At 34.8% G+C, this 13,135-nt stretch carries 14 protein-coding genes and 1 pseudogene; 2 read left to right on the forward strand and 13 right to left on the reverse strand.

Features of this window, described 5'->3' with window-relative positions; all coding sequences use genetic code 11:
* Positions 1 to 279 precede the first annotated feature (279 nt).
* Positions 280 to 1,248, forward strand: a complete 969-nt coding sequence (locus AC1TO4_RS03205) for an NAD(P)-dependent alcohol dehydrogenase (RefSeq protein WP_482104125.1) — start codon at positions 280 to 282, stop codon at positions 1,246 to 1,248.
* Between the two features lie 597 nt (positions 1,249 to 1,845).
* Here the strand turns inward: AC1TO4_RS03205 and AC1TO4_RS03210 are convergent.
* The 8 genes and pseudogenes from AC1TO4_RS03210 to AC1TO4_RS03245 form a co-directional block, all read right to left on the reverse strand.
* Entirely contained in the window at positions 1,846 to 2,283 is a 438-nt protein-coding gene (locus AC1TO4_RS03210; protein WP_482104126.1) for a VOC family protein, read from the reverse strand.
* A gap of 236 nt (positions 2,284 to 2,519) precedes the next feature.
* On the reverse strand, positions 2,520 to 2,813 hold the full coding sequence (locus AC1TO4_RS03215; protein ID WP_482103431.1) for a hypothetical protein: 294 nt from the start codon (positions 2,811 to 2,813) through the stop codon (positions 2,520 to 2,522).
* A 52-nt stretch (positions 2,814 to 2,865) separates the two neighbouring features.
* A complete protein-coding gene (locus AC1TO4_RS03220; protein ID WP_482104127.1) occupies positions 2,866 to 3,831 on the reverse strand; it encodes a hypothetical protein in 966 nt (321 codons plus the stop codon).
* 345 nt (positions 3,832 to 4,176) lie between these two features.
* A complete protein-coding gene (locus AC1TO4_RS03225) occupies positions 4,177 to 4,686 on the reverse strand; it encodes a YoqH family protein (RefSeq protein ID WP_482104128.1) in 510 nt (169 codons plus the stop codon).
* Between the two features lie 129 nt (positions 4,687 to 4,815).
* Positions 4,816 to 5,259 (reverse strand): N-acetyltransferase family protein, encoded by a 444-nt coding sequence (locus AC1TO4_RS03230; protein ID WP_482104129.1) that lies wholly within the window; start codon positions 5,257 to 5,259, stop codon positions 4,816 to 4,818.
* A 147-nt stretch (positions 5,260 to 5,406) separates the two neighbouring features.
* Complete coding sequence (locus AC1TO4_RS03235; RefSeq protein WP_482104130.1) at positions 5,407 to 5,586, reverse strand: hypothetical protein; 180 nt, start codon at positions 5,584 to 5,586, stop codon at positions 5,407 to 5,409.
* A 631-nt stretch (positions 5,587 to 6,217) separates the two neighbouring features.
* Positions 6,218 to 6,354, reverse strand: a pseudogene (locus AC1TO4_RS03240) (glyoxalase superfamily protein); the annotation flags it as partial.
* Positions 6,355 to 6,433: 79 nt separating this feature from the next.
* Positions 6,434 to 7,174 (reverse strand): alpha/beta hydrolase, encoded by a 741-nt coding sequence (locus AC1TO4_RS03245; RefSeq protein WP_482104131.1) that lies wholly within the window; start codon positions 7,172 to 7,174, stop codon positions 6,434 to 6,436.
* A 307-nt stretch (positions 7,175 to 7,481) separates the two neighbouring features.
* Between AC1TO4_RS03245 and AC1TO4_RS03250 the strand changes: the two genes are divergently transcribed.
* Complete coding sequence (locus AC1TO4_RS03250; protein WP_482104132.1) at positions 7,482 to 8,366, forward strand: DMT family transporter; 885 nt, start codon at positions 7,482 to 7,484, stop codon at positions 8,364 to 8,366.
* A 783-nt stretch (positions 8,367 to 9,149) separates the two neighbouring features.
* Here AC1TO4_RS03250 and AC1TO4_RS03255 read toward each other — a convergent pair.
* The 5 genes from AC1TO4_RS03255 to AC1TO4_RS03275 form a co-directional block, all read right to left on the reverse strand.
* Positions 9,150 to 9,599 (reverse strand): DinB family protein, encoded by a 450-nt coding sequence (locus AC1TO4_RS03255; RefSeq protein WP_482104133.1) that lies wholly within the window; start codon positions 9,597 to 9,599, stop codon positions 9,150 to 9,152.
* Positions 9,600 to 10,214: 615 nt separating this feature from the next.
* Entirely contained in the window at positions 10,215 to 10,574 is a 360-nt protein-coding gene (locus tag AC1TO4_RS03260) for a hypothetical protein (RefSeq protein ID WP_482102471.1), read from the reverse strand.
* A gap of 186 nt (positions 10,575 to 10,760) precedes the next feature.
* Positions 10,761 to 11,189, reverse strand: a complete 429-nt coding sequence (locus AC1TO4_RS03265) for a hypothetical protein (protein ID WP_482104134.1) — start codon at positions 11,187 to 11,189, stop codon at positions 10,761 to 10,763.
* Between the two features lie 251 nt (positions 11,190 to 11,440).
* A complete protein-coding gene (locus AC1TO4_RS03270) occupies positions 11,441 to 12,007 on the reverse strand; it encodes a DUF4256 domain-containing protein (RefSeq protein WP_482104135.1) in 567 nt (188 codons plus the stop codon).
* Positions 12,008 to 12,305: 298 nt separating this feature from the next.
* Positions 12,306 to 12,902 (reverse strand): class I SAM-dependent methyltransferase, encoded by a 597-nt coding sequence (locus AC1TO4_RS03275; RefSeq protein ID WP_482104136.1) that lies wholly within the window; start codon positions 12,900 to 12,902, stop codon positions 12,306 to 12,308.
* Positions 12,903 to 13,135 lie beyond the last annotated feature (233 nt).

Here is a 13,135-nt window from a genome sequence, read left to right on the forward strand (position 1 = left end):
ATCCAAGAAAGCTGATAACCTCAAAGTAATAATTACAGTAGTTATACTTCTCGTCATCCCTTTCCAATCTTGAACACCCGAAAAACCTAATAATCCTAAAACGAAAGTTATCAATGTAATATATAAAACCAGATTTAAAGGGTGTGTACCCATTCTTTAAATAATTTCAGAATCTTTCAACTTGTAATTCCATATTAATAATAACACATTACTATCTCTCGTTTTGGGTCATTTATGTCTCTGTAATACAATTAAATCTAAGAAATTTGGGGGGATTTTATGAGAGCTATAGTTTGTAACAAATATGGATCACCTGACGTACTTGAATTAAAAGAGATAGAAAAGCCTTTGCCTTTAGAGAATCAAGTATTGGTAAAAGTTCATACAGCATCCTTGAACTTTAGTAACTTGGTTCTTTTGAAAGGCAAACCGTTCTTAGCTCGCTTTGCTTTCGGGCTACTGAGACCAAAATACGCTGTACCGGGAGGTGACATAGCAGGTATAGTTGAAGCTGTTGGCGAGAATGTGAAGCAGTTTCAACCAGGTGATGAGGTATTCGGTGACCTCTCAGGTTGTGGCTGGGGTGGTTTTGCTGAATATGTGTCTGTCCCGGAATTCGCATTAGCTTTAAAGCCAACCAACATCTCCTTCGAGGAAGCTGCTGCCAGTCCTATGGCAAGTGTGACAGCCTTACAGGGGCTACGTGATAAAGGAAAGATTAAGTCGGGACAGAAGGTATTAATTTATGGGGCATCTGGGGGCGTCGGTACTTTCGCGGTACAAATAGCAAAATCATTTGGGGCTGAAGTAACAGGTGTATGTAGTACAAGAAATTTAGAAATAGTGCATTCAATAGGAGCAGACCACATCATTGATTATACAAAAGAGGATTTCACCCAAAAAAAGGAGCGTTATGATTTGATCCTTGGTGTTAACGGGTCTAATTCCATTTCAGCTTATAAACGTGTATTAAAACCAAATGGGCATTTTGTTCACGTAGGTGGAGCCGAATCCCAGATGTTTCAAACTTTAGTTCTTGGACCTTTTATTTCAATGACTGGGAATAAGAAAATATGTAACCTTTTACAAAGAGCAAACCAAAAAGATTTATTTTATATAAAGGAATTACTTGAGACTGGTAAAGTGAAACCAGTAATTGATAGACGGTATAAGTTAAGTGAAGTATCTGAGGCATTCAACTATTTTCAGGAAGGTCACGCTCAAGGTAAAGTTGTCCTTACTGTCTAATTATTAGCTGAAAAATATACCGAACGCACAATTTTAACCTATTAAAAATGTGCGTTTTCTTCATCTTTAAAGAAGGTGACTTTCCTTCAGAATAAAGATTTGACCTCTCTTATTAAACTAACCTGGCCCGTTAGTTCAATGAGAAAAAAGAGCTACATTACCAACTCGATGATTTTCAACTGGCGCACCCGTTACCTCAATTTTTTTTATCTATTCATCATTTTAATCTTAGTGAAGCCTTATCTGATTAGTTCTATTATCGTTGAAATTATAAAATATGTTAAACATCCTAATAGAAAAAACTTTATATTTCCTTTATTAATATATTTCCTCATTTGTACTACTCCCTTCTCCTTTCGTTAGAAAAGCCAAGAGCGTCTAGAAACCCCGAATGCCAATGTGATAATTGATGTCAAAAATGAAGCATACCAAAGTAAAAGCATACTAACCCCACCCTTGTATTTTTCCACCCGGTTTTTGAACACAAGATAAACAATACTCTTCAACTAACGCAACCGTTAGTCGAAGTACATTTCTTCACAAACTAAAAAAATTGAAAGTAACAAAGAGTCGTACTTTCATTTTAACTAATAGTACTTATTTGATTTCCTCAGCCAACTCCAAAATAATTCCCTCTGGACCACGAACATAGCATAATTTATAACTTTCTTCGTATTGCTGTATCTCACTAAAGATTCCCGTGCCCTTCTTTTTCAATTTGGCAACAACAGCTTCAATATCTTCCACAGTAAATGCAATATGTCGGATACCTAGTGTATTTGCAAAGCTTTGCTGAATATCTTTTTCATCTAACGGCGTATAAAACTTGATTAGCTCTATCCATGTCTTACCTTCTGGCATTCCCAATCCTACACACGCAACTTTAGCACCATTAAGCCCAACTGCATATCCCATCAACTCTCCTTCCATTTCCCATTCCCCTTTCACCACAAGTCCAAAATCGTGAAAAAACTCCTTAGCAGCAGAGAGATCATTTACGATTACACCGACATGATCTATTCTTTGAATCCTCAATTTTCATACCTCCTATGTTCCTGTTAATTTGTAATATCCTTTATTCAAATTCTAGTATTAACAAATGGACGATTACTATGATAAAAAGACATCTGCATTTCTGATTGTGCGTGCATTCTACTCATCATTTCTACCTACAAGGAGAATGTTGCATATTTTACCGAAACTTTGTTATTCAGCAATCCTGCTCCTTTAGTTGAACAAGAAAAAGAGCCGTCTAAGCAGCAAAGCACTCGTTATTTAAACACTCCTTGTTCTTTCCATTGATCGAAATACTTTTGATAACCCATTTCTTCAGCAGTCATGGTGTATTGCGTATCCTCCAATGTAAAAGTATGAGATCCCGACAAGGCTTCATAGGTTGGACTCCCTTTTACACCCTCGAATAGCGTTTCGAATGTATTTACATCCACTGATGTTGTGTTTCCATTCTCGTAGGTTTCAAATAGAATGAAATCAACCACTCCTTTATCTGTTTCACCCTTAAACATCAAACCTGCTTTACTTAATGACAAATATAATTGGTTCATAATCAACCTTCACTCTCCCTTTTGTAAGGTATTTAAGAAGAGAGTTAGTTTCCTAACTCTCTTGTTGTATGTGCGTAATCATATAGCTGGTAAAATAGTTCTTTATTTTTTTGAAATTTAGTGCAGTGTATAGGATAATCCCTTGTGCATCATGATCGAACGTTAAAACCATTTCATCACCTGATTTGAAAATTCGATTACGGCCAGTTCGGATATCCATCTTATTTTGAGACACGATGAATGTGTCGTTTTGATAGGCTAAGTAAAATAGCTCTTCGAACACAACTTTTAATTCATCGGTATTTTTTACTGTTAAAAAGAAACCTGGGACCTCTGCATGATACATTCCTTTTGAAGAGAGGGTAAACACACGCTGTCCGGAGTCTATATATTCTACAGCATACTTTGCCCAATCCTTTTGCATTTGATGCTGCTCTCCATCGTGCGTTTCAATATAAATAGACAATGGATAAACATAAAGGTTTTCAATTGTTTCAAAAGCAAGTTTTTCTATACAATCATAGTCCGTACTAATATAATACGATTTAGCCTGTTCTTGTAAATCTACATCACACTCTCTATCATCTTCACGAATATAAATTTCAAGTTGAATTGGTAGCTCTTTCACCGACAACACATTACATGACACAGGCACTTTTTCATAAAAGGACACATGTCTATTAAAATCAGCAATCGCTTTGTCTTTTTCATCATATACAACGCTTGTACATTCACTAATATTATTTGCTAAAATCCAACTTCTTGCTGCGTCGTCTAAAAAGAACTTGTAGCATTTACCATGATGATCTGTTTTTACTCGCTTATTTTTAAAAAGCTTCTTCATTTGCTTTATCATCTTTTCTTCATCTAAACCTCGGTATACCAATATATCCACAGTAGAGGCCTTCGTAATAAAATAATCAAAAAGCATTTCCCGCTGATTTTCAACTTCGTCATTTCGCACATCGAACTCAGGTAAATCGGCATCCCATTCGTTCGTTTGATCTAAAATATACATCACTTCACCTCAAGCTCCGTTTATTAAACTTTTTCATTACATCTCCACATACCCATAAACTCAAATGACATTGTTAAATACTTCTCCTGTAACATACATTCCTTTAGATAATTTCATTCTTTATTTCATCATGATATTTTTCCGGAACTTCAATCATTGTATAACTTTCAATAATATCATTCGGAATCAGAATTCGATATCTTACAAATTAATCGTCCTTAATGAAAACTGAACCATTATTTATACAATAAAGAATGATTATATTTCACAATCGCACTCGTTAGTTGAACAAGAAAAAAAGCTTTACTCCATTCTTGAAGTAAAGCACCCGTTACTTTGCATTAATTATTTACAGTTGCTAATACTGTTTGTTAAAACACTTGGTCCTAACTGTCCTGTTTTAGAATTTGAGAGGCGTACCTGAACTTCGACATTCTTCATTTCTGCAGTAATTAAATCAAATCGTCCAGCCCAACTTGGACCATTATCCTCCGGGGTTGGATAAAGCTTAAAACGCCAACTTATTTCTTTGGGAATAGACGCAAAGCCTTCATAGCTATCGAAGTCACCATAAGTAGATGGTTTGGGAAGATGAACAGCAAGAATACTTATACTAGTTCTTGCAAAACTTTGTGGGTTTAATTGCACTTTATAGATTAATGCAACACCTTTTGCATTCGTCAGACTTTTATCAACAGGTTCCAATATTAGACTACACGGCTCTGAAATGGCTTCTAATAATTGTTGCTTCTCTTTGTTTATTGCCTTTACTTTTGTTGTTTTTTCCCAAGTTACATATAACAACGTTGTTAGACTTAATAGTAATAGTACACATATTAATGATATTTTTTTCATCTAACCACCTACCTAATTTTAGGTAGTATATCCTTGTTGTAAGACAATATTCTTGTTCCACTAAACCGCCCTTTAGTTGAACAATAAAAAGAGCATTCAAAGCACCCGTTAGTCCAATATTGAAATAGACTATTTCAGACTTAATTCATAATGATAATATTGTGAATCCCGAATATATCCATTTTTTTCATATAGCCTTTGGGCATAATCGTTATCTGGTGCTGTACTCAGACTAATACTTTTAGCGCCTGATTCAACAGCGAAAGATCTAGCTTTGTGTAAAAGCATTTCTCCAACTCCTTGTTTTCTGGCTTCATCATCTACATATAAGTCATTTAGTATCCAAGCTCTTTTCATAGATATGGATGAAAATGTAGGATAAAGCTGCGTAAATCCTACATACTTTTGTTTGGCTTTGACGACAAATATAATGGATTCCTTGCCTTCAATACGTTCTTTTATGTAATTTTCAGCACCTTCTAAATCTGATTCCTGTTCATAAAACATCCGATACAAATTAAACAAATTTGACACACCTTCTAAATCCTCAATCGTCGCTTGATATATCTCCAACAATTTCCCCGCCTTTCCTTAACCAAATTTCACATTAGATTTGGTGTTTTTGTTATTGACTAAAATTTCCGTTAGTTGAACAAGGTTTCGTTGAATGGCTGTGCAGGTATCGAATTCGTTAGACTATTGCATTCTCAAATGAAACTTTCAATTTCCGGCTTGTTTTTTACAATCTTTACTAAATTCTAACTTTTTCATTTCCAATTCTACCTTTTTTTCTTCAAGCTCTAATTCTTTCATTTTTAAATCAGTATCTTTTTTCTTAACATATCCATAATAGATAAGAGAAAAAACAATAATTAATACAATATAAAAAAATAAATCCAACCTTTCCACCCCCTGATATATATAAATAGCAGCACATTTTCGATTTTCAAGTAAAGCACCCGTTAGCCATACATGCAGCGCAAAATTAGCGCTACACCACAGAGGATGAAAATGTATGCAGAACGGGTATTGGATACTACGGCTGGCGAAGAAGGTCGATGAACTATGGTGCCATAGAGCCCATCCGTTAGTCTGACTCCAACGACCACGGTGCATCACAGACTGTCGCACCCAATACGGGTAGCACTTATGGGAGATTAATCCTACTCTGGTTACTGCACCAGCCTTGCCTATATTTTCTGTAGGATGGAGCTGATTCTTGATTTACCTTTCAATTCAACAGCAATAAGAAAAAAGAGTCCCTAAGAAGCCCCTGTTGTTCGACTAAAGCACCAGATTGTTGAATAAGAAAGGGAAACTATCTAATCTGTTCTTCCTAAAGTGGACCTCCTTCAAAACCAATAGGCCATCCATTTTCTTTGAATTTTACTTTATACTGAAATGCGTAAGGATAATCTCCATGAATAAAAGCGATTGTAAAGCCCCTAAAGAGATACTCATCAAAATTAATCATCTCTCCAAATGATATTGTGGATTAATCATAGTCATCCAATTCTTGAGTAGGAAAGAATTCATTTAAAGATACTTGAAAATAAACAGGCATATTTTCCGAATACTGTGTTTCCAATCCATTTCAAAACCTAAGTAAGTTATGTAAAATGAATTGGCTTTTTCAATATCAAAAATTCGAAAGATAGGTGTAATCATGTAATATAGCACCCCTGTTTCATTCATTTTAGTTAAGTGATTTAATTATGAAGTTCGAGTACTCCTTCTTGAAGTAAAGCTACCAAGTTAAATCATTTAAGAATGTTAGAATATCTTTGTTCACATCGTTAATGTCCGTGCCTAATGTCATTAAATGTTTAGAGTTCGGATACCCCTTGATTGTTTTTTGATGCGTCGCAACGCTTTGAAATATTACTTCTGCGCTCTCTTTATATAATGGTTCATCTAATTCACCATACATAATACGAATTGGTGATTTTAATAGTGTTAATTCATCCATCGTACTATCAATTAGCTGTTGGAACTCAACTAATGAATCGATAGACATATTTTGAAGACGTTTCATTTCTAAATTGATTTGTTCTTCATTTTTCCCTTCAAGTTGTTTGTATCTTTTTGCATAATGAAAGACACGCTTTTGTAGAAAAGTAGCTTCTCTATGTATAGGCACTGACATTGTCACAACGCCATTTACCTCCAACTCCTGACCCACTTTTAATGCAAACACACCACCAAGTGAAAGACCAATCACAGCTATTTTTTCAAACCCTTCATCCTTTAACAACTGATACCCGTTTAGTACATCTTGCCACCAATCTGACGGTTTATATGTGAGTAGTTCTTCCGCTGTTAGACCATGTCCACTGAATAATAGTGCATAACAAGAGTAATTTTCCTTTTGTAAATACTTCCCCAACTTTTTCATATCAGAGGGATTGCTTGTAAATGAATGTAAGAGTAATACAGCTTTCTCTCCACCTTGATAGAAAAAAGGCTTAGGGGGTACTATTTTCATCATTATTTTGGATACCTCACTTTGTATTTTAAAAGGTCAAAATTATTCGTTCAATAACTACTTCTATGAACTACTAGTAAAAACCTGCTACCTCGCAGTGTTAGCGAATAAGAAGGGCATTATTGTTCGATCAATAAAGCAACCAGATAGGCTAATGTGATTTTTTTCAGTATAATGAGTTCATTCAGAAACGGGGGGAATTATCATACCATTTTCAATATCACCGTTTACTCCATCTATGAACTTACATAAATAACAGAATAAGAATCTGAGGGCTATACGCTCTTTCGCAGATTTGAAGGAGAATACGATGAAATCTAACATTCAGTTCTTACTGTCAATGATACTCTTCGGCACAATTGGTGTATTTGTAAGATACATTGATTTATCTTCGAGTGAAATCGCTTTATTGCGTGGTTTAATTGGCGGTATATTTTTAACAGCAGTCCTGTTCATCATGAAGAAGAGAATTTCATGGGCTGTGGTTAAAGTAAATGCTTTAGTATTGATACTTTCGAGTATTGCACTCGGGGGAAATTGGATTTTCTTTTTCCAGGCATTCAAGCATACGACCATTTCCAACGCAACATTAAGTTACTATTTTGCACCTGTGATTTTCCTGATTCTTTCACCACTTGTCCTCAAGGAAAAGTTATCTGCTAAGAAAATAATCTGCATTGGTATAGCCATGCTAGGGATGTTATTCATTGTTGGTAATATTGGGATTAGCACGTCTGGAATGGATGATTTAATTGGGATTGGATATGGATTAATGGCAGCTGTACTATATGCTTCATTGATGCTATTAAATAAATTCATCAAAAATATGGATGGGTTAGAAACCACATTACTTCAACTTGGAACGGCGACAATACTTCTCATTCCGTATGTTTTCTTTACGGAGGGATTCGGAATTTTGGAAGTATCGAGCTCCTCCATTCCATTTATTTTAATCATAGGGATTGTACATACAGGTATTGGATTCTTGTTATTCTTCTCAGGTATGCAGAAATTAAAAGGGCAAAGCATCGCTGCACTAAGCTACGCAGATCCAATCACATCATTACTAATTTCAGCTATTATCTTGCAAGAGCAAATGACATTTATTCAAATGCTAGGTGGTGCATTGCTTTTAGGTGCAACATTTGTGAGTGAAACGAAATCAATGAAATTGTCTAAAGGTAAATTAATTTAACAAAACAGTGTGAGGCAAATGCTTCACACTGTTTTGTATTTTAAAGCGATTATGTTACATGACTAAAATCTCGAAATCATGGCTAATTCGCTTCGACAAACATACGATATATATAATCAAGAAAGTTTCTCGGAAGGGATTTATACAATTATGCAACGGATAAAGTTTGCGCTTAAACAATTCCTATACGAGCCTATGTGGTTTAGAATATTAATCTCGACAACTTTGCTCATTTCAGTAATTTTTAGTAGTTCATTTTTCTCGAGTAATGCTTACTTTCAAAGTAGTTCCAAATTAGCCGCTGCTATCTTTTTTTGTGCTTATGGTATTAAAATGAGAAGAAATTTTAGAAACTCCTTCATTTTATTTACTTTAGCACTAATATGTATTTCCCTATCAATCCTAGCAATATATTAGTGAGTATATTCCTCTAAATAATTTCCAATCTGCCCTTCGAAAAAACACATCTTGGTCAAAGATAATTGGCTTTTCAGACTAACGAATGGAGCTGGAAAAATGGATTTATTTTTGTGGATTACTGTTTTCTCAGGTACCTTTATCGCAATTTTCGCCGCTAAAAAGAAAAAGAAAAAATGAAATTTGTTTATGTTGAATCAGGACTGTCGATCGACAACTTGCTGTCTAGGTAGTGTGAATTTCTTGGTATTGCCAACTTCATTTCCTCTTTTGTTGAAGAGCATAAATGCCTACTTTGCACTTGTTAGTGGAAGCTAGACGCATTTCATAAACTAGGTTCCACTAACAAGGCTACCTCGAATACATTTATCTAACAAATGTAATAAAGTCGATATTAACTGGTTCAAAACCATCTGCTCGAAGTCGTGAGTTGATCTGTCCTCGATGGTACTGACCATGCAATGCTACATGAGTCAAAATATCCCTTGCAGATTCCTTAAACTCTGTTCCTTTGCTATTGGTATAGACTATTAATTTATCTATATCAGCTTCTACTAAATCAGTAAGATACTCTTTAAAACTCACTTCATTACGCATTACAAGTTCTGCACAGATTTCAATATCAACGTCTTCCCAGACCGGCAATTGTGAACTGTCCATTCCTTGTAATCTGGCAATCCAAATTCTTTCTCCAAACAGGATATGAGAAAACAAACGATTTGCCTCTTGATTTCCACCTTCAATACTTTGCAATGTTTCAAGGATACGTTGGTTAGCCCAATTTAAATGGTCATACATCTTTTGAATCGTTTTCAATGAGAATCACACCGCCAATGATTGAATTTTTCAATAGTATTTCCCCTTATAAAAATCATAATTCCCCAAACATAATATCACAACATAACCCCATTAGTTCGAGAGATTTAAAAAGATTCCTCTTCAACTAAATTGCTTCATTAGATCAATAAGAAAAAAAGAGTTGCCTAAGCACCCCATGTTATTCAACTAAAGTAACCGTTAGTTTAATAAGAACAGAGACGCTTATTAAACAATCGCGCCAGTTTGCCTAATATTGTTTCTCTTTATTTTTCAAATATCTAGACACAATAATTTGAAAACCAATGATAGCTGCACCAAGAATCAGAATAAATATTGGTCTTTCACTTCGGCTGTAAATATTAAAAATAAAGAATACCCCAATTATCCAAGTAAAAAAAGAAATGATAGCTACAATTATTTTTGTTCGTTTCAAAAATCCTCTCTCACTTTCATATCTATTTTATAATTCTATTCAACAATCTGGCCCGATTTTTGAACTCAAGTTAAACAACACTCTTCAACTAACCTGCTCTTTAGTTCAATTAGAAAAAAGGCTTTACTCCTTCTTGAAGTGAAGCAACCATTAGCGAAAAAAGAAAATAAATATATATGTTAAATTAGTTGTACTAACTCTGGATTAAAGGCTACGAAATGAGGCATCCAACAATCAGAGTGTTCCGTACCGATTTCGTGATTATTTAAGCAATTCCTATTCATACCATCACAACCATCTAATCCGCAACAACCGTTTAATCTGCTTTGATCCGAATGATAGTTTGAATTGATTAGATCCTTAATGTTTATTATGATAAAACCTTTTAATCCTACTTTGTAAGTTATTCCATCATCAACTACATAAAAACCTTCAGGAATATAACCGTGACCAACATTCATATCCAATAAATTCAGGTCTTTTAACTCCGATACTGGTTTGGAAACTTCTAAATTACAGGATTTACAAATCAGTTTCAATTTAGTGTTCCTCCCCTTAATATGGATATATGTTTCATTTTCTGCTATTAAGCTATATTATTATTGTTGAACTAACTTGCATCATTAGTGAAAAAGCGTCTCCACTTATTGTAGAAACGCTTTCGTTAGTTGAACTAAAAAAGTCGATTTATACTTAAAAAGACTCAGTTAACGAGTTCCTTTGATTCAAATTTTAATGTTAGTTTTTATTGCGGACTTTTTTTCGATTGCCATACGTATATTTGAGAAGACACCAAGAAGCAATATTAACGACATAACCATTTTTTCAAAAGGCGTTCCTAACAATTGTTGTATGAATCCAAAAGACCAAAGTACTACAAAAAACCAACATATAACAGTTATTGTTCTTTTGTATTTGTATATCTTATTTCTGCCAACAATTAGCGTGAAAACTAATCCTATGATAGAAATAATGATATTGGAAATAGATATTGGCAGTTGAGTTGCTAAGGATTCTGACCTTCCACCATTTACCCATGTAAATGGAATAATCCCACTAATAATAAGAAATTGTATTAAGAATGTCAAAGAGTAAAAACAGATCCCCATATTTACAGCCGTTTTCATATTAACTTTTCTAAGCTTTTCTAACATACAATCACCTCATTTCTTCTCGTTAGTGAAAAAGCGTCTTCACTTACTATATGAAAAGCGTAACTGTTGTTCCAGTAATGCAATTATTAGCTTGAAAAGTATACATGAAGAGGGATCTGTTCCTTCTTCTTTTTGTTTTGCTCTAGTAATTCAGTGCATCGCATTCTTAAATGCCATATGAAACCTGGAAGTAGATCCTATCGTTTCCATTTAATTTTCTGATGAAAACCATCTTCGATTTCGGCTTAGATTTAGACCCTCAGCAAGCCACGGAAGCCCCTTGCAGCATAGTAGGAATCTGCTCCATTGTGGTATAGAAAGACAGTGTCGTAGCGAAGATCACAAAAGAGAGCCCCGCCGAGATTTCTAATATTGGCAGGTGTTTGCACCCAGCTCGACGTTTTCATATCGAAATTCATAATTTTCTGCAGGTCCCGATATTGTTCTTCCGTTAAAATTTCAATGCCCATGGCGGTTGCCATATCCATAGCGTTATTTTCTGGTTTGTGTTTTTTCCTAGATTCGAGTGCTTTAAGGTCGTAACAAACACTTCTGCGACCTTTGGGACTTTCTACGGAACAATCACAAAAAATATATTCGCCTGTCTTTTCATCAAAGCCAACAACATCTGGTTCCCCTTCAGTTGCTTCCATTTCATTAAGAGACCATAGTTTTTCAGGATTCGCTTCGAGCTTAGCTTGTACTGTAGCCCATTCAACACCTTCATGGCGGTTCCTATTTTTCTCAAAACGAGTTTGCAATGTTGCGAGTAGTTCCTCACGTTGTTCTTGTGACAACTGTTTATTTGCTTTTGTCATATTCGTTTCCCCCTTATTGTTTTAACTACTTACTGCTATTTTTGCCAAGTTTGGTGTTTTAATTTCATGGAAGCTGATTAAAAGCATAGTTCTGTATTCGTTATTTTTCATACGTATTCCTCTTTCATTCGACAACTAAAAATAGCAAACTCGATGGACCGCCTTTATTTGCCTACCAGAAAGCCAAACTAGCCAAAAATGTACAAAGAACCAATCACATCACCAGGGAATAAACGAGACCAAAACCCTTGATATGAATGGTTCTTTTTTAGAGTTTGTGTGAACTAAGAAACCAAAATCACTTTATACTACTGGATATAAACATAGACGCGTCTTGATTCATGAAAATTTCATTTCCATGATGGAATGTCTTCATTTCATTTGATTTAAATCCAACTTCGGCTAATCCTTTTTTCAGTTCTTCATGCGAAAAACCGTTATGAACTTTCGGATGATTTATTTTATCGTTTTTATCAAAATCAATAATAATGAGCTTGCCGCCCTTATTTAAAATATTGAACAAGCCTTGCAAAATTTTTAGAGTATCTGGTATATGAAGAAGGACGAGCGACATTAAAACGATGTCTGCCTTAAGTTCAGTAGTTTCTTGAGTGAAATCTGAATGAAGTACTTTGGCATTGGTAATGCCTTTGTGAGCAATTTTAGCTTTCGCGACTTCCAACATTTGTTCTGATGAATCCACCAACAATACAGAATCTACCAGATCTGACAATTCCAAACTAACTAGCCCTGTACCACTCCCATAGTCGATTAAAGATAATGATTTACTATTTCGTAATACTGGTCTTACTTCCTTCACTACAACTTTAGCCAGTTCAATTCTAAACTCTGTATCATATCTTTTTGCCATCTGTTCAAAGACGTTGTTTTCCATATTCCGCTCCTCTGTTAATTAGATAATTTTAGCTTTTCCATCATTATAGCAAAAATGAAAACCTTAAGGGACTATTCTCCCTCTAGGCTCTGAATACGGATTAAACGAGGTAAGCGACCATTTGTTGATATGGCTGCATTTCTTTTATTTGCTTTATGTAATAAAGTGTAGTGCATAAAAGAAACAAAAAGATCCCCCTCCAATCAAAAATACCATGAAGGGGGATTTATTCT

It is taken from the genome of Sporosarcina sp. Y838, from assembly GCF_056786515.1.

Coding starts and splice junctions, on each gene's coding strand:
- AC1TO4_RS03270 (WP_482104135.1), bottom strand. CDS start 12,007: ATGACAAAAGCAAATAAACAGTTGTCACAAGAACAACGTGAGGAACTA.
- AC1TO4_RS03265 (WP_482104134.1), bottom strand. CDS start 11,189: ATGTTAGAAAAGCTTAGAAAAGTTAATATGAAAACGGCTGTAAATATG.
- AC1TO4_RS03205 (WP_482104125.1), top strand. CDS start 280: ATGAGAGCTATAGTTTGTAACAAATATGGATCACCTGACGTACTTGAA.
- AC1TO4_RS03220 (WP_482104127.1), bottom strand. CDS start 3,831: ATGTATATTTTAGATCAAACGAACGAATGGGATGCCGATTTACCTGAG.
- AC1TO4_RS03245 (WP_482104131.1), bottom strand. CDS start 7,174: ATGATGAAAATAGTACCCCCTAAGCCTTTTTTCTATCAAGGTGGAGAG.
- AC1TO4_RS03250 (WP_482104132.1), top strand. CDS start 7,482: ATGAAATCTAACATTCAGTTCTTACTGTCAATGATACTCTTCGGCACA.
- AC1TO4_RS03215 (WP_482103431.1), bottom strand. CDS start 2,813: ATGAACCAATTATATTTGTCATTAAGTAAAGCAGGTTTGATGTTTAAG.
- AC1TO4_RS03275 (WP_482104136.1), bottom strand. CDS start 12,902: ATGGAAAACAACGTCTTTGAACAGATGGCAAAAAGATATGATACAGAG.
- AC1TO4_RS03225 (WP_482104128.1), bottom strand. CDS start 4,686: ATGAAAAAAATATCATTAATATGTGTACTATTACTATTAAGTCTAACA.